Source organism: uncultured Allobosea sp., from assembly GCF_945956895.1.
In the GTDB taxonomy this organism is placed as follows: Bacteria; Pseudomonadota; Alphaproteobacteria; order Rhizobiales; family Beijerinckiaceae; genus Allobosea.
In genome coordinates this window covers 1-19786 of record NZ_CAMFJF010000001.1, presented here as the reverse complement: position 1 = coordinate 19786, position 19786 = coordinate 1, and the positions used below count along the sequence as shown (strand labels likewise).

Below are 19786 nucleotides of genomic sequence, written 5' to 3'. Positions count from 1 at the left end.
TCTTAACCAAGAATTTGTTTGGCGGCGCGCGCGGGGGCACCTTGCAGTCCTTCGCAAGACCCGGAGGCGCGCCATGCACGGCACAACCATCGACATCGCGCGCCACAATGCCGGCCTGTTCGACCGGAGCGACATCGCCGAGTGGTATGGCGGGCAGAGCCTCTTCGCCGCCGAGCGCGTGATCTTCGAGCACTTCCGCGAGGATTATGCCGGCAAGCGCCTGCTCGACCTCGGTGTCGGCTCCGGGCGCACGACACATGCCTTGCTGCCGCACGTCGCCGACTATGTCGGGATCGACAAGGCCCAGGCGATGCTCAGCGTCGCCCGGCGCAATTTCCCGAGCGCCACCTTCCTCGATCTCGATGTCCGGTCACTCAGCGAGTTCGGGCCCGGCCGCTTCGATTTCGTGCTCGGCGCACTGGCCATCCTCAGCGCCTTCGACCATGCCGAGCGCCTTGCCGTGATCGAATCCGTGCATGACGTGCTGGTGCCGGGCGGGGTCTTCGCCTTCTCCTTCCATAATCGCGGCTGGCACCGCGCCGGCGGCATGCCGCTACACGCGCGCTCCTGGCACCCGCGGGAGATCGTGAATTCGGTGCATCCGCAGAGCTGGCTCAACTATCTGCGGCTGCGGCCCTTCGCGCATGAGGAAGCGGATTACGCCATCCATGTCGATCCCGCCCATCGCTGGAGCGGACTGTTCTACTTCATCGACCTGGCGACGCAGGAGCGCCAGCTCGCGGCGGCGGGCTTCGAGACCCTCGCCCGCTTCGGCGAGGACGGCCGCCCCATCGGCGCAGGCGACGACACCACGCGCGACGGGCTCCTCCACCTCGTCTGCCAGAGGAGCGGCACGCCGCATTAGTGAGGGCTCGGGGCCGACCGGAACGCCGCGCTGCCGTCATGGTCGGGCTTGTCCCGACCATCCACGTTTTGCTTCGGACAACGCGGTGTTCAAGACGTGGATGCTCGCCACAAGGGCGAGCATGACGACAAGTGGAATAGCGTCGGATCGAAAGCTTCCAGGTTCTGGCTTTTGGCCTGCATCGGAATGGCGAGACAGAACCCGTGAAGACGAGTCTATAACCCGAAACGCAAAACAGCCCGCGCTCCGGAGAACGCGGGCTGCTTGAGACAGGCCGCCGTAGCGGCCCCGATCACATATGGATCTGGCGCTTCTCCACCGCCATCGCGGCTTCCTTGACCGCCTCGGCCAGCGTCGGATGGGCGTGACAGGTGCGGGCGAGGTCTTCCGACGAGCCGCCGAACTCCATCAGCACCGTCACTTCCGCGATCAGGTCGCCGGCATGCGGGCCAATGATATGGCAGCCGAGCACTCGGTCCGTCGCGGCATCGGCCAGCACCTTCACGAAACCTTCGGTATGGCGCATGGCGCGGGCGCGGCCATTCGCCGTGAACGGGAACTTGCCGACCTTGTAGGCGACGCCGGCCGCCTTCAGCTCTTCCTCGGTCTTGCCGATCGCGGCGACTTCCGGCGCGGTGTAGACGATACCGGGAATGGCGTCGTAGTTCACATGGCCGTGCTTGCCGGCGATGATCTCGGCCACCGCGACACCCTCATCCTCGGCCTTGTGCGCCAGCATCGGCCCGCGCACGACGTCGCCGATCGCGTAGATGCCGGCGACATTGGTCTTGAAATGGTCGTCGATGACGACGCGGCCACGCTCGGTCGCGACGCCGGCCTTGTCGAGGCCGAGGCCATCGGTGTTCGGACGGCGGCCGATCGCGACCAGCACGATATCGGCATTGAGCGTCTTTGCCTCTCCGCCGGCCGCCGGCTCGACGGTGACGGTCGCGCCCTTCTTGCCCGTCTCGACTTTGGTGACTTTGGAGCCGAGCTGGAAGCTGAAGCCCTGCTTCTCCAGGATGCGCTGGAACTGCTTGGCGACCTCGCCATCCATGCCGGGCAGGATGCGGTCCAGGAACTCGACGACGGTGACCTTGGCGCCGAGACGGCTCCAGACCGAGCCGATCTCGAGGCCGATCACGCCGGCGCCTACCACGACGAGCTCCTTCGGCACGGAGCCGATCTCGAGCGCACCGGTCGAGGTCACGACGGTCTTCTCGTCGATGGTCACGCCCGGCAGCGGGGCCGATTCCGACCCCGTCGCGATGACGATGTTCTTGGTCTCGATCTCCTGCGTCTTGCCGTCCTCGGCGGTGACGACGACCTTGCCGGCGGCGGGGATCGAGGCGGTACCGTGGAAGGCGTCGATCTTGTTCTTCTTCAGGAGGAAGCCGACGCCGGTGACGTTGGCGTCGATCGTCTCCTGCTTGTGGGCCATCATCGCCTTGAGGTCGAGCTTCGGCTTGCCGACGACGATGCCGAGCTTCTCGAAGGTGTGGCCGGCTTCCTCGAACATCTCGGAAGCGTGCAGCAGCGCCTTGGAGGGGATGCAGCCGACATTCAGGCAGGTACCGCCATGGGTCTTGCGCTTCTCGACCACCGCGACCTTGAGGCCGAGCTGGGCGGCGCGGATGGCGCAGACATAGCCGCCGGGGCCGGTTCCGATGACGACGAGATCGTAGGCCGCAGCCATGGTGACTTCCTTTCCTGTGTTCAAATGCGGCGGCGCTTCAGCGCCCGCCGGTCACGTTCAAGACGGTTCCGTTGGTGTAGGAGGCCTCATCCGAGAGCAGCCAGGCGATCGCCTGCGCCACCTCGCGCGCCGTGCCCTCGCGCTTCATCGGAAGCTGGTCGCGAAGTAGCGCGACGCGATCAGGCATGCCGCCGCTGGCATGGATCTCGGTATCGATGATCCCGGGCCTGACGGCATTGACCCGGATGCCCTCGGCCGCGACCTCGCGAGCGAGGCCGAGCGTGAAGATGTCGATGCCGGCTTTTGCTGCGGCATAGTCGAGATATTGCCCGGCGCCGGCCAGCACCGCCGCGGCGGAGGACAGGTTGACGATGCCGCCACCCTGCCCGCCATGGCGGGTCGACATCCGCTTCACCGCCTCGCGGGCGCAGAGGAAGCTGCCGGTCAGGTTGATCCGGAACATTCGCTCCAGCCGGGCGAGGTCCATCTCGTCGAGGCGCTGCGGGGCATCGATGACGCCGGCATTGTTGACCAGCGCCGTCAGGCGCCCGAGCCCGTCAGCGGCGGCGAAGATCGCGGCGACATCGGCCTCATCGCCGACATCGCCCTTGACCGCCACGGCCTGCCTGCCCTGCCGGAGAATAGCCGCGACCGTATCAGTCGCGGCGTCGGCATTGGACTGGTAGTTGACGACGAGATCGTAGCCACGCTCCGCGAGCAGGATCGCGGTCGCCCGGCCGATTCCCCGGCTTCCGCCGGTGACGATCGCAACGCCCGACACGTCCTGCTCCGCGCGATCAGAGATCGAGCACGAGGCGCGCCGGATCCTCCAGGCCTTCCTTGATGCGGACGAGGAAGGTCACGGCTTCCTTGCCGTCGATGATGCGGTGGTCGTAGCTGACCGCGAGATACATCATCGGGCGGATCTCGATCTTGCCGCCGACCACGACCGGGCGCTCCTGGATCTTGTGCATGCCCAGGATCGCCGATTGCGGCGCGTTCAGGATCGGGGTCGACATCAGCGAGCCGTAGACGCCGCCGTTCGAGATGGTGAAGGTGCCGCCCTGCATCTCCTCGATCGAGAGCTTGCCGTCGCGGGCCTTGCGGCCGAACTCGCCGATCTTCTTCTCGACGCCGGCGATCGAAAGCTCGTCCGCATCGCGCACGACCGGAACCACCAGGCCCTTCTCGGTGCCGACGGCGACGCCGATATGGTAGTAGTTCTTGTAGATGATGTCGGTGCCGTCGATCTCGGCATTGACCGCCGGGATTTCCTTCAGCGCCTGCACGCAGGCCTTCACGAAGAAGCCCATGAAGCCGAGCTTCACGCCGTGCTTCTTCTCGAAGACGTCCTTGTACTGATTGCGCAGCGCCATCACGCCGGACATGTCGACCTCGTTGAAGGTCGTCAGCATCGCGGCGTTGGACTGGGCTTCCTTGAGCCGGCGCGCGATGGTCTGGCGCAGCTTGGTCATCTTGACGCGCTCTTCGCGGGCGCCGTCATCCGGCGCCGACGGGGCGCGGACGGCGATCGGCGCAGGCGCGGCGGCCGGGGCGGCAGCGCCGCCGGTCGCGATCGCGGCGAGCATATCGCCCTTGGTCACGCGGCCATCCTTGCCTGAGGCAGAGACATTCGCCGGATCGACGCCGCTCTCGGCAGCCAGACGCGAGACGGCCGGGCCGGAATCGGCGGCCTTGGTCGCGGCAGCCTTGGGGGCCTCGGCGGCCGGCGCAGCGGCGGCGGGCTTGACCTCGGCCTTCGGAGCAGGAGCGGCGGCAGCACCACCTTCGGCGATCGAGCCGAGCAGCGCGTTGACGCCGACCGTCTCGCCTTCCTTGGCGACGATCTCGCCGAGCACGCCGGCGGCCGGCGCGTTGACTTCCAGCGTCACCTTGTCGGTCTCGAGCTCGACCAGGGGCTCGTCGGCCTTCACCGCCTCGCCCGGCTTCTTGAACCACTTGCCGATGGTGGCCTCGGAAACGGATTCGCCGAGGGTGGGTACGCGGATTTCGGTCGCCATGTCAGGCCTCTGTTGTCTCGTTCTCTGGCGGTCGGGTCGGCACCGGCACAAGCGTCGGTGCGGCAATGGAATCCGGCAGCACGCTCAGGTGCTGCCGGGAAGGTCGTCAGGCCGCGAAGGCCTCGTCGAGGAAGGCGTTGAGCTGGGCGAGATGCTTGGACATCAGGCCGGTCGCGGTCGCGGCCGAGGCCGGGCGGCCGACATAGCGCGGGCGCTTCGACTTCGAGCCGGCATGGCCCAGAACCCATTCCAGATAGGGCTCGACGAAGGTCCAGGAGCCCATGTTCTTCGGCTCTTCCTGGCACCAGACCACGTCGGCGCCCTTGAAGCGCCCCAGCTCCTGCGCCAGCGTCTTCAGCGGGAACGGATAGAGCTGCTCGACGCGCATCAGATAGACATCGTCGACGCCGCGCTTCTCGCGCTCCTCCAGCAGGTCGAAATAGACCTTGCCCGAGCAGAGCACGACGCGGCGGATCTTCGAGTCCTTGACCAGCTTGGTGGTCGACTTGCCGCGCTCGGCATCGTCGGCCAGCACGCGGTGGAAGGTCGAGCCCTCGGCGAGGTCGGCGAGGTCGGAGATGCAGCGCTTGTGGCGCAGCAGCGACTTCGGCGTCATCAGGATCAGCGGCTTGCGGAAGTCGCGCTTCAGCTGGCGGCGCAGGATGTGGAAGTAGCTCGCAGGCGTCGAGCAGTTCGCCACCTGCATGTTGTCCTCGGCGCACATCTGCAGGAAGCGCTCCAGGCGGGCGGAGGAGTGCTCCGGCCCCTGGCCCTCGTAGCCATGCGGCAGCAGGCAGACGAGGCCGGACATGCGCAGCCACTTGCGCTCGCCGGACGAGATGAACTGGTCGAACACGACCTGCGCGCCGTTGGCGAAGTCGCCGAACTGCGCCTCCCACATCGTCAGAGCGTTCGGCTCCGACAGGGTATAGCCGTATTCGAAGCCGAGCACGGCCTCTTCCGAGAGCATCGAGTTGATGACCTCGTAGCGGGGCTGGTCCTCCCGGATATGGTTCAGCGAGGTGTGGCGGGCTTCGGTCTCCTGGTCGATCAGCACCGAATGGCGCTGCGAGAAGGTGCCGCGCTCGCAATCCTGGCCGGAGAGGCGGACCGGGTTGCCGTCGAGCAGCAGCGAGCCGAAGGCCAGCGCCTCAGCCGTCGCCCAGTCGATGCCCTCGCCGCTCTCGACCGCCTTCTTGCGGTTGTCGAGGAAGCGCTGGATCGTCTTGTGGACGTTGAAGCCGGCCGGAACGGCCGTGATCTTCTCGGTGATCTCCTTGAGCACGGCGGCGGGAACACCGGTGGCGCCGCGGCGCGGATCGTCCTCGTCGGCGCGGATCGCCTTCATGCCGGCCCAGCGGCCGTCGAGCCAGTCGGCCTTGTTCGGCTTGAAGGCCTGGCCGGCGTCGAACTCGACCTCGAGCTTGCCCTTCCAGCCGGCGCGCATCGCGTCAAGCTCGCCGGCGGCGATCACGCCCTCGGCTTCGAGCTTGGCGCCGTAGAGCTCCAATGTCGACTTGTGGCCGCGAATCTTGCGGTACATCAGCGGCTGGGTGAAGCCCGGTTCGTCGCCCTCGTTATGGCCGAAGCGGCGATAGCAGAACATGTCGATCACGACCGGCTTGTGGAACTTCTGCCGGAACTCGATCGCGACCTTGGCCGCGAAGACGACCGCTTCCGGATCGTCGCCGTTCACATGGAAGACCGGGGCCTCGACCATCTTCGCCACGTCGGACGGATAGGGCGAGGAGCGCGAATAGCGCGGATAGGTGGTAAAGCCGATCTGGTTGTTGATGATGAAATGCAGCGAGCCGCCGGTGCGGTGGCCCTTCAGCCCGGAGAGGCCGAGGCACTCCGCCACGACGCCCTGGCCGGCGAAGGCCGCGTCGCCATGGATCAGCAGCGGCAGCACCTTCGAGCGCTCGACGATGTCGCCGAACTGGTCCTGCTTGGCGCGCACCTTGCCGAGCACGACAGGGTCGACGATCTCGAGATGCGACGGGTTGGCGGTCAGCGAGATATGGACGTTGTTGCCGTCGAACTCGCGGTCCGACGAAGCACCGAGATGGTACTTCACGTCGCCCGAACCCTCGACGTCGTCGGGGGCGAAGGAGCCGCCCTTGAACTCGTGGAACAGCGCGCGATGCGGCTTGCCCAAGACCTGGGTCAGCACGTTGAGGCGGCCGCGATGGGCCATGCCGAAGACGATGTCGCGCACGCCGAGCGCGCCGCCGCGCTTGATGATCTGCTCCAGCGCCGGGACCAGCGCCTCGCCGCCATCCAGGCCGAAGCGCTTGGTGCCGGTGAACTTGAGGTCGAGGAACTTCTCGAAGCCTTCGGCTTCGACGAGCTTGTTCAGGATCGCCTTCTTGCCTTCCTTGGTGAAGGCGATCTCCTTGTCCGGCCCCTCGATGCGCTCCTGCAGCCAGGCCTTCTGCTCGGGGTCGGAGATGTGCATGAACTCGATGCCGACCGTGCCGCAATAGGTCCGCTGCAGCACCGCGACCATCTCGCGGATGGTTGCGAATTCCATGCCGAGCACGTTGTCGATGAAGATCTTGCGGTCGAGATCGGCGTCGGTGAAGCCGAAAGCGGCCGGCGACAATTCCTCATGGTCGGTGCGGCTCTCAATCCCGAGCGGGTCGAGCTTGGCATGGAGATGGCCGCGCATCCGGTAGGCGCGGATCAGCATGATCGCGCGCACGGAATCGCGGGTCGCCTGCTGCACGTCCGCCGCGGAGAGCGCGGTGCCGGCGGCCTTGGCCTTGGCTCCGAGCTTGTCGGAGATCACCTTCTCGACGACGGCCCAGTTGCCGTCCAGCGCCGAGACCAGCTCGCCATTGGCGACGACCGGCCAGTTCGGCTTCTTCCAGGACGCGCCCTTGGCGTTCTGCAGAACGGCTTCCTTGTCGTCCTTCAGCGCGCCGAAGAAGCTCTGCCACTGCTCGTCGACCGACTTGGGGTCGGCCTCGTAGCGGGCATAGAGATCCTCGATATAGGCGGCGTTGCCGCCATAGAGGAAGCCGGTCTGCGCGAGAGCCTCGTTGATGTCCTGGCGAGCCATGATGCTCCTGCCTTCCTTCGCCGCTTAAGCCATGTCCGAACCCTTGCCCGGACATCCTTTTAATTCGTTCGGCCGGGCCTCAAGCCCAACCTAATCGTTTCGTAACCAAAGACCGCACGGCGTGGCCGGGATCGCCCCGGCCGCGCCGCTTGCGCCTCAGCCCTTCAACACTTCGACCAAGGTCTTTCCAAGGCGCGCCGGCGAGGGCGAGACCCGGATGCCGGCCGCTTCCATCGCCGCGATCTTGTCCTCGGCGCCGCCCTTGCCGCCCGAGATGATCGCGCCCGCATGCCCCATGCGACGGCCGGGGGGAGCCGTGCGACCGGCGATGAAGCCGACCATCGGCTTCTTGCGGCCGCGCTTCGCCTCGTCCTTGATGAACTGCGCCGCGTCCTCTTCGGCCGAGCCGCCGATCTCGCCGATCATGACGATCGACTCGGTCTTCGGATCCGCCAGGAACATCTCGAGCATGTCGATGAACTCGGTGCCCTTGACCGGATCGCCGCCGATGCCGACGGCCGTGGTCTGGCCGAGGCCCTCGTTCGTGGTCTGGAACACCGCCTCATAGGTCAGTGTGCCCGAGCGCGAGACGATGCCGACATTGCCCGGCTTGAAGATGTTCGCCGGCATGATGCCGATCTTCGACTGGCCAGCGGTGACGACGCCGGGGCAGTTCGGGCCGATCAGGCGCGACTTCGAGCCCGAGAGCGAGCGCTTCACGCGCACCATGTCGAGCACCGGGATGCCCTCGGTGATGCAGATGATCAGCGGGATCTCGGCGTCGATCGCCTCGCAGATCGCGTCCGCTGCGCCCGGAGGCGGCACATAGACGACCGACGCATCGGCGCCGGTGGCGTCGCGGGCCTCTGCGACGGTGTCGAAGACGGGCAGGCCGAGATGGAGCGAACCGCCCTTGCCCGGCGAGGTGCCGCCGACCATCTGCGTGCCATAGGCGATCGCCTGCTCGGAGTGGAAGGTGCCGTTCTTGCCGGTGAAGCCCTGGCAGATGACCTTGGTGTTCTTGTCGATCAGGATGGACATGTCTGCTCCTCAGGCCTTCTTGACCGCGGCGACGATCTTCTGCGCGGCGTCGTCAAGGTCGTCGGCGGGGATGACGTTGAGGCCGGACTCGCGGATGATCTTCTTGCCTTCCTCGACATTCGTGCCTTCGAGGCGCACGACCAGCGGAACCTGCAAGCCGACGGCCTTCACCGCCGCGATCACGCCGCGCGCGATGACGTCGCACTTCATGATGCCGCCGAAGATGTTGACGAGGATGCCCTTCACCTTCGGATCGGCGGTGATGATCTTGAACGCCGCCGTCACCTTCTCTTCGCTGGCGCCACCGCCGACGTCGAGGAAGTTGGCGGGCGATTCCCCGTAGAGCTGGATGATGTCGAGCGTCGCCATGGCGAGGCCGGCGCCGTTGACCATGCAACCGATCGTGCCGTCGAGCGCGATATAGGCGAGGTCGTACTTGGAGGCCTCGATCTCCTTGGCGTCCTCCTCGGTCTCGTCGCGCAGCGCGACGACATCCGGGTGGCGATAGAGCGAATTGGAGTCGAAGTTCACCTTGGCGTCGAGGCACTTGATCTGACCCTGAGTGGTCACGATCAGCGGGTTGATCTCGAGCATCGCCATGTCCTTGGCGACGAAGGCGTTGTAGATCTGGGCCAGGACCGTGCCGGCCTGCTTGGCGAGGTCGCCGGTCAGGCCCAGCGTCTTGGCGACGGTGCGGCCGTGATGCGGCATGATGCCGGTCGCCGGATCCACCGAGAAGGTCTTGATCTTCTCGGGCGTGTCATGGGCGACGGCTTCGATGTCCATGCCACCTTCGGTCGAGACGACGAAGGCGATGCGCGAGGTCTCGCGGTCGACCAGCGCCGAGAGGTAGAACTCCTTCTCGATGTCCGAGCCGTCCTCGATATAGAGGCGGTTGACCTGCTTGCCGGCCGGGCCGGTCTGCACGGTCACCAGCGTGTTGCCGAGCATCTCCTTGGCGAAGGCCTCGACCTCCGCGACCGACTTGGCGAGGCGCACGCCGCCCTTGGCGTCGGCCGGCAGTTCCTTGAACTTGCCCTTGCCGCGCCCGCCGGCGTGGATCTGCGACTTTACGACATAGAGCGGGCCCGGCAGCTTCTTGGCGGCCTCGACCGCCTCAGCCACCGTCAGCGCCGGGAAACCGGCCGAAACGGGCGCGCCGAATTCCTTGAGAATGGCTTTGCCCTGGTATTCGTGGATGTTCATGTGCTCGGTTTCCCTGACAGCGACAAATGAAGACGAAAAGGCGGCGAAGCGGATCGACGCTCGCCGCCTTCAGTTAGATCACGCGAGTGACGGGTCGACGGTCTTGCAGGCGTCGATCAGGCCCTGGACCGAAGCCACCGACTTCGCCAGCATCTCCTTCTCTGCGCCGTTGAGGCGGATCTTGACGACGCGCTCGACGCCCTTGGCACCGATCACGACGGGAACGCCGACGAACATGTCCTTGACGCCGTACTGGCCCTTCAGCGCAGCCGCCGCCGGCAGGACGCGCTTCTGGTCCTTGAGATAGCTCTCGGCCATCGCGATCGCGGAGGCAGCCGGAGCATAGAAGGCCGAGCCGGTCTTGAGCAGGTTGACGATCTCGCCGCCGCCCTTGCGGGTGCGCTCGACGATGGCGTCCAGCTTCTCCTGCGTGGTCCACTTCATCTTGACGAGGTCCGGCAGCGGGATGCCGGCGACGCCCGAGTAACGGACCAGCGGCACCATGTCGTCGCCATGGCCGCCGAGCACGAAGGCCGAGACGTCCTTGACCGAGACGTTGAACTCCTCGGCGAGGAAGTAGCGGAAGCGGGCGCTATCGAGCACGCCGGCCATGCCGCAGATCATGTTGGGCTTCAGGCCCGAGAACTTCTGGAGAGCCCAGACCATCGCGTCGAGCGGGTTGGTAATGCAGATCACGAAGGCCTTCGGAGCGTACTGCTTGATGCCTTCGCCGACCGACTTCATCACCTTGAGGTTGATGCCGATCAGGTCGTCGCGGCTCATGCCGGGCTTGCGCGGCACGCCGGCGGTGACGATGATGACGTCGGCGCCCTTGATGTCCTCGTAGGAGTTCGTGCCCTTGTAGCCGGCGTCGAAGCCGTCGACCGGCGAGGACTCGGCGATGTCCAGGCCCTTGCCCTGCGGGATGCCCTCGGCGATGTCGAACAGGACGACGTCGCCCAGTTCCTTGAGGCCGGCGAGGTGGGCGAGCGTGCCGCCGATCTGGCCGGAGCCGATGAGGGCGATCTTCTTACGGGCCATTGCCTAGTCCTTTGTTTCTGGCGCTACCATCGATCCGGCTGCTGCCGGCTTCGACATTCAAAATGCCTTGGCGCTGCGACAGGCCGGGGACCCGGCCAAACCGTGCGTTCCTTTGGCCCAAACCGGCCTTTTGCCGCAACCCTTGCCGAAAAAGCGGCTTTTCTCGGGCAGCGGACGCCACGCGCGATACCGCGCGAGAGCGGCTTATATTTTTCAATAGCTTAGATGAGACTGGCAATCGCACTCGGTTCCAGCAGGAACGAAATCCAGCAATTACAATTTACAGATATTGTAATTCGTCACCAGATTATTCACACGATCCCGCTGCCGAGCACCCGCAGGATCACCCGGATAAGGGTCGAGAGCCGCGTATCGACGGATGCCTGCGGCACATCGGCCTCCAGCGCCAGCGAGGCGGGGTGGATGAAGCGATTGGTGGCGTCGATGACGAAGGCGATCGCCCGGTCGCGGTCGCGTGGCTCGAACACGCCGGTGGCCATGCCCTCGTCGACCACCCGCTCGAACAGGGCCCGCACGCGGGTGCGGTTGCGCCGGCTGATCGCGTGCCGCTTGGCAACGGCCAGCGACAGCGCCGCGAAGAGATGCGGTTCCTCGGTCAACAGGTCGCGATTGGCCTTGGCCAGCGCCAGGATCAGGCGCTCGAGCTTGTCGTCGGCCGGGTCGGGGCCATCAGCGACATCGGCCAGCCGCCGCTCGGTCGCCTTCAGCCAGACATCGACGACCGCGTCGATCAGCGCACCCTTGGACGGGAAGTAGCGGTAGACATTGGCATGGGTCATGCCCGCCTCTTCCGCCACGGCAACGACCGTGAAGCGCTTCAGCCCGAACTTGCGCAGATGTTCGCCGGCGACCGTGAGGATGCGGGTCTCGCTCGGCTCGCGCTGCGGCATGGCTCAGCGGCTCCCCGATCCTGGGTTCGCAAGGAACCACACCGTCATCCCGGGCTTGACCCGGGATCCATCCCGGAGCGCTGCCGAGCAAGGTTCAGGCATGGATCCCGGGTCGGCGCTGCTGCGCAGCTTGCCCGGGATGACTGCCTCCTTCTGATCGGCGGCGAAGCTCACGTCTCGACCAATCCTGTCGTGTCCCCGCTCGCCGTGGAATCCGGCCGGCCATGCGGCATCGCCAGATAGTCCTCGGAGCGCATCTCGATCAGGCGGGAGACGGTGCGGTCGAACTCGAAGGCCTCGCGCCCCTGCCTGGCGCGGTAGAGCTCATGCGGCTCGGCCGCCGCCGAGGCGACGAGCTTCACATGATGCTCGTAGAGCGTGTCGATCAGGATGATGAAGCGCTTGGCCTCGTTGCGACGGTCGTAGTCGAGGATCGGAATGTCATCGAGCATCAGCGTGTGGAAGCGCTGCGCCAGGGCGATGTAGTCCGAGGCACCATAGGCCTGGGCACAGAGATCGGCGAAACTCGCCCGCGCCACGCCGCCGGCCGCCTGCGGCAGGACGAGTTCGTGCCCCTGCACGCTCAGCACGGCCTTGTGCCCATGCGCCTTGCCCGACAGCGCCTTGAAGGCGGCATTGAGCGCGGCCTTCGCCTTCTCGTCGGCCGGGACATGATAGACCGGCGCGCCGCCCAGCTTCTCCAGCCGGAAATCGGTGCGCGCGTCGAGCTTGAGCACCTCAACCTTGGTCTGCAGCAATGCGATGAAGGGCAGGAACAGCGCCCGGTTGAGCCCGCCCTCATAGAGCCGCGACGGCTCGACATTTGAGGTCGCGACCACCACGACGCCGGCCACGAAGAGTGCCGTGAACAGCCGGCCGAGGATCATCGCATCGGCGATGTCGGTGACGGTGAACTCGTCGAAGCAGAGCAGATAGGCTTCTTCCGCGAGATCCGCCGCGACGGGCGCGATCGGATCGGAATCCTTGACCTCCCCGCTCTTGACCTTCTGACGGTAGGCATTGATGCGGCCATGAACGTCGGCGAGGAATTCGTGGAAATGCACGCGGCGCTTGCGCTTCACCGGCGCCGCCTCGAAAAACATGTCCATCAGCATGGTCTTGCCGCGGCCGACCGAGCCCCAGACATAGAGCCCCTTCGGCGCAGCCGCCGTGTCCGGCTTCTTGCCGAAGAGCCAGCCGAGCGCGCTGCCCTTGCGGGCCAGGCGCCGGGCGGCGAGCGTTTCGGTTAGCGCCTGGAGCTTCTTGACTACTGCGACCTGCGCGGGATCGCGCTCGATGGCGCCCGCCTCGACCAGGGCGGCATAACGGTCGGTGATCGAGGCTGACATGACGGCGGGCGCTGGCGATCCGGATAAGACCTGCCCGGGTTACGGCAGCGCAGCCGAGCCTGCAAGCCCGCGCTACGGGTTGCTTGATCGCGCAAACGCGGCAACGCGCAGCGAATCCCACGAAGAACGCCGTCATTCCGGACAAGCGGCGAAGCCGCGCCGATCCGGAATCCATCGAAGGGCGACGCGCTCTACGATGGATTCCGGGTCTCCGCTTCGCTCCGCCCGGAATGACGGCGTCGTTTCAAAGCGGCGGGGACAAATACCCCGCCGTCCAGAGACTCACTTGCCCTGATTGATGCTGACCGGCTTCACCGCGTTGTCGAGCAGGCCGTATTTCTTGATCAGCGCGTCATAGGTGCCGTTGGCCTGGAGCCGGTCGAGCGCGCCCTTGACCGCATCACGCAGCTGCGTGCCTTCCGCCGTCTTGGCGAAGGGGATGCCGGCCAGCGAATGGGTGAAGGGCTTGCCGAGCGGGATATAGGTGTTCGGCTCCAGCTTCTGGAAATGGCTCATCGTCTCGCTACCCTGGACGCCGCCCTGCAGACGCTGCGTCTTGAGCTGGGTGCGGGCATCGACCGAGCCCTCGGTGCCGACCACGTTGATCGCCGGCTTGCCCTTGGCGACGCAGTTCGCCTCGCTCCACTCACCGATCTGGCGCGGCCAGTTGGTCGAGCGGCTGGCGCCGACGCTCTTGCCGCAGAGATCCTCGGGGGTCTTGATCGTGTCCTTGAAGGCGGTGACCGTATAGAACTGCGCGCCGGAATCCATGTAGTCGATGAAATCGGCGGTCTCGCGCCGCGCCGGCAGATCGCTCATGCCCGCCATCACGGCGTCGACACGACCGGTCTGCAGTGAGGGCAGCATCTGGGCGAAGGCGGTCTCCTGCCACTCGACCTTGACACCGAGCTCCTTGGCGATCGCCTCGCCGAGCTCGATGTCGAAGCCCGAGAGCTGGTTGGTCGCGACATCCTTGAAGGTGATCGGCGGATAGTTCGGCTGGGTTGCGATCACGATCTTGCCGGCGGTCTTGATGCGGTCTGGCAGGGCCTGGGCCTGCGCGGCGAGCGTGGTGCCGGCGAGAAGCGCGGCGGCGATGGTCAAACGAAGCATGTGGTCTCTCCCTCTACTGAACGGATTCACCGTCGTCACTTCAGGACGGCGGCGATGAAATCGCGGGTGCGCGCCTGCCTGGGCGCGACGAGTACAGTCTGCGGCGGGCCCTGCTCGACGATCTCGCCCTTGTCCATGAAGACGACATCGCTCGCGACCTCGCGGGCGAAGCCGAGCTCGTGGGTGACCACGATCATGGTCATGCCGGAAGCCGCGAGGTCGCGCATGACGTTGAGCACCTCGCCGACGAGTTCGGGGTCGAGCGCCGAGGTCGGCTCGTCGAACAGCATCAGCTTGGGCTTCATCGCCAGCGCGCGGGCAATCGCGATACGCTGCTGCTGCCCGCCCGAAAGCTCGCTCGGATAGGAATCGCGCTTGTCGGCGAGGCCGACCCGCTCCAGCAGCGCCATCGCCTCGGCGACGATCTGCTTGCGCGGCTGCTTCAGCACGGTGAGCGGTCCCTCGATGATGTTCTGCAACGCCGTCATGTGGTTGAACAGGTTGAAGCGCTGGAAGACCATCCCGGTGACGAGGCGCTGGCGCGCGATCTCGACATCGGTCAATTCGTGCAATTCGTCACCGACGCGGCGATAGCCGATCAATTCGCCATCGACGCGGATCGCGCCCTGGTCGATCTTCTCGAGCTGGTTGATGCAGCGCAGCAGCGTCGACTTGCCCGAGCCCGACGGCCCGATGATGCACTGGACCGTGCCGGGCTCGATCGAAAGCGAGACGTTGTTCAGCGCCTTCAGGTCGCCGAAGAGCTTGCTGACATTGGCGATCGTGACGATCGCGCTATCGGCCTTCGCCTGGGTCTCAGCCGCGCTCATGCCGCGTCCTCCTGCACCGCCGCGCGCTTGACGCGCCGCCCTCCCCGGCCCTTCGCGAAATGGCGTTCGAGGAAATACTGTCCGACCTGCAAGATCGTCACCACGAGCAGGTACCAGCCGGCCGCCACGATCAGCAACTCGATGACGCGGGCATTGGCGTAATAGATCGTCTGCGCGTTGCGCAGGATCTCGGCATACTGGATCACGCTCGCGACCGAGGTCAGCTTGACCATGCTGATGACCTCGTTGCCGACCGGCGGGATGATGACCCGCATCGCCTGCGGCAGCACGATCCGGCGCAGAGTCGTGAGCCGCGTCATGCCGATCGCCTTGGCGGCCTCGGTCTGCCCGGTATCGACGGAGAGGATGCCGCCGCGCACCACCTCGGCGGTATAGGCGCCCTGGTTCATGCCGAGCCCGAGCAGCGTCGCCATGAACGGCCCGATGATGTCGATCGTGCGCCAGGAGAACAGGCCGGGAATGCCGATGGTCGGAAAGACCAGCGCCAGGTTGAACCAGATCAGGAGCTGGAGCAGCAGCGGCGTGCCCCGGAAGAACCAGATGTAGAACAGCGCGACGCTGCGCAGCACCGGGTTCGGCGACATGTACATGATGGCGAAGACGACGCCGAGCACGATGCCCAGCGCCATGGCGCAGGCCGTCATGACCAGCGTATTGCCGAGACCGGCAATGATCGCCGGCGCGGTGAAGAACTGCCGGACGACCGGCCAGGCGATGTCGCCCTCGACGAAGGCCATCACCACCCAGGCGAGGATGGCGAGGATGATTGCCGACGCAATCCAGCGCCCGTAGAAGCGCCGCGGCACGATCCGGAGATGCGAGACGGCGGCGAGGTCGCGGCTGCTGATCGGCGAGGTCGCGTCGCTCATCGCTGCGTCTCCCGGCTCCAGGCTTCGAGATCGGCGAGCTTGCCGCGGAAGCGCGCGATCTGCTCGCGCACCCTGTCCGGCGCCGTGCCGCCATGGCCGCTGCGCGCGGCGACTGCCGCATCCAATGTCAGATGATCGAGCACACCGGCATCGAGCCTCGGATCGACGGCGCGGAGATCGACGGCATCGAGCGTTTCCAGCTCACAGCCCATCTCCTCGCAATAGCGCACCAGCGCGCCGGTGATCTCATGCGCCTCGGCGAAGGGCACGCCCTGGCGCGCCAGATGGTCCGCCACCTCCGTCGCCAGCGCGAAGCCCGAACCGGCCTGCGCCCGCATCGTCGCGACATCGGCGCTCATGCTGGCGATCAGTCCGGCGAAGGCCGGCAGCACCTCTTCCAGCACGTCGACGGCATCGAAACCGGTGCGCTTATCCTCGGCGAGGTCGCGGTTATAGGACAGCGGCAGTCCTTTGAGCGCGCCGAGCATGGTGACGAGGTCGCCGGCGAGCCTTGCCGCCCGGCCGCGCGAGATCTCGGCGATATCCGGGTTCTTCTTCTGCGGCATGATCGAGGATCCCGTCGCGAAGGCGTCGTCCAGCGTCACCCAGGCGAATTGCCGGGAGGTCCACAGCGTCACCTCTTCGGCCAGCCGCGACAGATTGGTCGCCAGCATCGCCGCGACGAACAGGAATTCCGCGACATGGTCGCGCGCGCCGACCGCATCGACCGAATTCTCGAACGGGCCGTCATAGCCGAGCGCCTTGGCGCTGAGTTCCGGATTGAGCGTGATCGCCGAGCCCGCGAGCGCCGCCGCCCCGAGCGGGGATTGGCCCGAGCGCTTCTCCCAATCGGTCAGGCGCGAGGCATCGCGCATCAGCACCTGGCCATGCGCCATCAGCCAATGGCCGAAAGTGACGGGCTGCGCGCTCTGGAGATGGGTAAAGCCCGGGCAGACGGACGCCGCATGCTCCTCGGCCTGATCGGCGATCGCGGTCAGCAGTTCCGCCAGCATCCCGGCGAGCGAGCGCGACTTACTCCGCAGATAGAGCTTGAGATTGTTGGCGGCCTGATCGTTGCGCGAGCGCCCGGCGCGCAGTTTCGCCCCCGTCGTGCCGATGCGCTCGGTCAGGATGCGCTCGATGAAGGTATGGACATCCTCGTCCTGCGGTCCCGGCGCGATCCGCCCCGCGACCGTGTCGCGGGCGATCCCGTCGAGTGCAGCCAAGATGGTCTCAAGCTCCTGCGCCGTCAGCAGGCCGGCGCGCCCGAGCTCGGCCGCATGTGCCTTGCCGCCTGCGACGTCCTGCGGCACCAGCCGGGCATGCTCGCCGGCCGCGCTCGACAGCTTCATCAGGCGCGGGTCCGGCTGCTTGCGGAAGCGGCCGCCCCAGAGGCGGGTCGTCTGGTTCATGATGTCACTTCTCCCGCCCGGAAGAATGGCCTCTTGACCGCGAGCCCGGCAAACGAAACGATCTCCGCCGCTATAGTCCAAAAAGGAATACCCCATGGCGGCCGGCCGCCCCCCTCCCTCAGCCGCGGCGCTCAGGGCGTTCGCCACCGTTGCGAGGCTGGGCTCGACGGCCCGTGCCGCCCAGGCGGTCAACCTGACCCAGAGCGCGGTTTCCAAGCAGATCCTCTCGCTGGAACATCATCTCGGCGCCGTGCTGTTCGACCGCAGCCCGCTCGGCCTCAAGCTGACCGAGGCCGGCGCGATCTACCTGCCCTATGCCGAGGCGGCGCTGGAGCAGATGGAGCGCGGCGCAAGACGCCTTGCGGAACGCAACGCCATCGCCCGGCCGATCCGCCTGCACATGGTCGCGATCGCCGGCGAACGCTGGCTGATGGCGCGCTTTCCCGCCTTCGCCGAGGCCCATCCCGGCGTCGACGTGCAGTTCACCAACTATGTCAGCGAGAGCGAGACCGAGGAGCCGGATATCGAGATCGCCCACGGCGTCCCGCCCTGGCCCGGCAAGGAGGCGCATTTCCTGTTCGGCCGCGATGTCGCGCTCGTCGCGGCGCCGAGCCTGATCGAACGGATGGGCGGCTTCCGCCGTGCCGCCGACATCCAGAAGATGACCCTGCTGCAGCATTACCAGATGCCGACCTTCTGGGCCGAGTTTACCGAGGCGCATGACCTGCGCGGCGCGGTGCCCGAGCATACCGTGCGCTACGGCTATTATTCCGTCATCACCAGCGCCGCGGTCGCAGGCCTGGGTTTCGCGCTGGCGCCGCGCTGCTATGTCGCCGACGAACTGGCTTCCGGCGCGCTCGTCAATCCGCTGGGGCTCGGCTTCACCAGCGCCATCGGCTGCTGGCTGACGCGCCCGCTCGACCAGCCGCCGCGCCCGGGCCTGGATGCCTTCATCGCCTGGCTGCGCGCCGAGGCCGAAAGCTTCGATGCCGCCACGCGCGCGCCTGTCGCGTCAGCCTGATCGGTACGCGAAACTTCACCCTCGTCCGCGCGTTGTCTCGGAGAAGGAGGAGCCATGCTCACCATCCTGCCCGCGCCGGACCATGTCGCCGCCTACCGCCTGTCGCAGACGCTGACCGGCGAGGATCTCGACGCGATCATGGCCGATATCGGCGCCAGGCTCGCCCGCCACGAGAAGATCGGCATTCTCGCCGATATGACCGATTTCACCGACATGACGCTCGCCGCCGCCTGGAAGGATGCGCGCTACAGCATCGGCAAGCTGCGGGAGCTGCGCCGCTTCCCCAAGGAGGCCGTGATCACAGACAGGGGCTGGCTCGCCCGCCTGATCGACCTGCTCGATCCGGCGATCCCCTTCGTCAAGGTTCGCGCCTTCAAGCCGCAGGACTATGAGGAAGCACAGCGCTGGGTCGGCGATATCGAGGGCGGGCCGGACGCCTGAAGCTTACGCCGCGCCGCCCCGCGCAAAGGTCTCGTCGAAGGCATAGCCGGCGCCGCGCACGGTGCGCAGCGGGTCCTTGGCATCGCCCGGCGTGATCGCCTTGCGCAGGCGCCCGACATGGACGTCGACCGTGCGCTCGTCGATATAGACGTCGCGCCCCCAGACGGCGTCGAGCAACTGGGCGCGCGAATAGACCCGGCCCGGCGCCTGCATCAGGAACTCCAGCAGGCGGAACTCGGTCGGCCCGAGATGCAGTTCGCTGCCGGCGCGGCGGACGCGGCGCGTCGTGCGGTCGAGTTCGAGATCGCCGGCCGCGAGCAACCCCGCGACGTGACCCGGCTTCGCCCTGCGAAGAAGCGCCTGGATGCGCGCGATCAGCTCCGGCAGCGAGAACGGCTTCACGACATAGTCGTCGGCGCCGGTCGCAAGCCCGCGCACCCGCTCTGTCTCCTCGCCGCGGGCCGTGAGCATGATGATCGGCACGCGCTCCGTATCGCGACGCGAACGCAGCCGACGGCAAAGCTCGATGCCGGACAGACCCGGCAACATCCAGTCGAGCAGGACGAGATCAGGCGTGTGATCGCGCAGATGCAGCTCCGCATCGTCCCCGCGCGCGACGCTGTCGACCTCGAAGCCCTCGGCTTCGAGATTGTAGCGCAGCAGTAGGGTAAGCGGCTCCTCGTCCTCGACGATCAGGATACGTGCGGCCATGCTTCTTTTTCCGTCGGTCTTTCGAGCCCGCCGTCATGCTCGCCCTTGTGGCGAGCATCCATGTCTTGAGCGGCACTTGCCGGGACGAAGACGTGGATGGTCGGGACAAGCCCGACCATGACGGAAAGGCTACGGCACTTCGTGTTCGTTCAGTTTCCCGTCACCGCTTCGACC

General features: G+C 66.5%; 17 protein-coding genes. 3 read left to right on the top strand and 14 right to left on the bottom strand.

Annotated elements, in window-relative coordinates:
• The first annotated feature begins 73 nt into the window (after positions 1-73).
• Positions 74-865 (top strand): class I SAM-dependent methyltransferase, encoded by a 792-nt coding sequence (locus Q0Q02_RS00085; protein ID WP_293806018.1) that lies wholly within the window; start codon positions 74-76, stop codon positions 863-865.
• A 292-nt stretch (positions 866-1157) separates the two neighbouring features.
• Here the strand turns inward: Q0Q02_RS00085 and lpdA are convergent, their stop codons facing one another.
• From lpdA to argH, 13 genes are all read right to left on the bottom strand, one after another.
• Positions 1158-2561 carry a dihydrolipoyl dehydrogenase gene (lpdA, locus tag Q0Q02_RS00080; RefSeq protein ID WP_293806017.1) on the bottom strand — a complete coding sequence of 468 codons (1404 nt, stop codon included), beginning with the start codon at positions 2559-2561 and terminating at the stop codon, positions 1158-1160.
• A 37-nt stretch (positions 2562-2598) separates the two neighbouring features.
• On the bottom strand, positions 2599-3342 hold the full coding sequence (locus Q0Q02_RS00075) for an SDR family oxidoreductase (protein WP_293806016.1): 744 nt from the start codon (positions 3340-3342) through the stop codon (positions 2599-2601).
• 16 nt (positions 3343-3358) lie between these two features.
• Entirely contained in the window at positions 3359-4582 is a 1224-nt protein-coding gene (gene odhB / locus Q0Q02_RS00070; protein ID WP_293806015.1) for a 2-oxoglutarate dehydrogenase complex dihydrolipoyllysine-residue succinyltransferase, read from the bottom strand.
• A gap of 106 nt (positions 4583-4688) precedes the next feature.
• Positions 4689-7646 (bottom strand): 2-oxoglutarate dehydrogenase E1 component, encoded by a 2958-nt coding sequence (locus tag Q0Q02_RS00065; RefSeq protein ID WP_293806014.1) that lies wholly within the window; start codon positions 7644-7646, stop codon positions 4689-4691.
• Positions 7647-7802: 156 nt separating this feature from the next.
• Positions 7803-8687 (bottom strand): succinate--CoA ligase subunit alpha, encoded by an 885-nt coding sequence (gene sucD, locus Q0Q02_RS00060; RefSeq protein WP_293806013.1) that lies wholly within the window; start codon positions 8685-8687, stop codon positions 7803-7805.
• A 9-nt stretch (positions 8688-8696) separates the two neighbouring features.
• Positions 8697-9893 carry an ADP-forming succinate--CoA ligase subunit beta gene (gene sucC / locus Q0Q02_RS00055; protein WP_293806012.1) on the bottom strand — a complete coding sequence of 399 codons (1197 nt, stop codon included), beginning with the start codon at positions 9891-9893 and terminating at the stop codon, positions 8697-8699.
• Positions 9894-9971: 78 nt separating this feature from the next.
• Complete coding sequence (gene mdh, locus Q0Q02_RS00050; RefSeq protein ID WP_293806011.1) at positions 9972-10934, bottom strand: malate dehydrogenase; 963 nt, start codon at positions 10932-10934, stop codon at positions 9972-9974.
• Positions 10935-11245: 311 nt separating this feature from the next.
• Positions 11246-11845: a TetR/AcrR family transcriptional regulator gene (locus Q0Q02_RS00045; RefSeq protein WP_061969969.1), complete on the bottom strand. Its 600-nt coding sequence runs from the start codon at positions 11843-11845 to the stop codon at positions 11246-11248.
• 170 nt (positions 11846-12015) lie between these two features.
• On the bottom strand, positions 12016-13194 hold the full coding sequence (gene zapE / locus Q0Q02_RS00040; protein WP_293806010.1) for a cell division protein ZapE: 1179 nt from the start codon (positions 13192-13194) through the stop codon (positions 12016-12018).
• A 282-nt stretch (positions 13195-13476) separates the two neighbouring features.
• Positions 13477-14307: an ABC transporter substrate-binding protein gene (locus Q0Q02_RS00035; RefSeq protein ID WP_293806009.1), complete on the bottom strand. Its 831-nt coding sequence runs from the start codon at positions 14305-14307 to the stop codon at positions 13477-13479.
• Positions 14308-14342: 35 nt separating this feature from the next.
• Positions 14343-15137 (bottom strand): amino acid ABC transporter ATP-binding protein, encoded by a 795-nt coding sequence (locus Q0Q02_RS00030; protein ID WP_293806008.1) that lies wholly within the window; start codon positions 15135-15137, stop codon positions 14343-14345.
• Complete coding sequence (locus tag Q0Q02_RS00025) at positions 15134-16027, bottom strand: amino acid ABC transporter permease (protein WP_293806007.1); 894 nt, start codon at positions 16025-16027, stop codon at positions 15134-15136. The genes Q0Q02_RS00030 and Q0Q02_RS00025 overlap by 4 nt, the downstream gene beginning before the upstream one ends.
• Positions 16024-17439, bottom strand: coding sequence for an argininosuccinate lyase (gene argH, locus Q0Q02_RS00020; RefSeq protein WP_293806006.1), 1416 nt, complete (start codon positions 17437-17439; stop codon positions 16024-16026). The genes Q0Q02_RS00025 and argH overlap by 4 nt, the downstream gene beginning before the upstream one ends.
• Positions 17440-17533: 94 nt before the next feature.
• On the opposite strand from argH, the gene Q0Q02_RS00015 reads away from it, so the two are divergent.
• Both Q0Q02_RS00015 and Q0Q02_RS00010 read left to right on the top strand, forming a co-directional pair.
• On the top strand, positions 17534-18460 hold the full coding sequence (locus Q0Q02_RS00015; protein ID WP_293806005.1) for a LysR substrate-binding domain-containing protein: 927 nt from the start codon (positions 17534-17536) through the stop codon (positions 18458-18460).
• Between the two features lie 54 nt (positions 18461-18514).
• Entirely contained in the window at positions 18515-18901 is a 387-nt protein-coding gene (locus tag Q0Q02_RS00010; protein ID WP_293806004.1) for an STAS/SEC14 domain-containing protein, read from the top strand.
• A 3-nt stretch (positions 18902-18904) separates the two neighbouring features.
• Here the strand turns inward: Q0Q02_RS00010 and phoB are convergent, their stop codons facing one another.
• Entirely contained in the window at positions 18905-19612 is a 708-nt protein-coding gene (gene phoB, locus Q0Q02_RS00005) for a phosphate regulon transcriptional regulator PhoB (RefSeq protein ID WP_047576054.1), read from the bottom strand.
• Between the last annotated feature and the right edge of the window lie 174 nt (positions 19613-19786).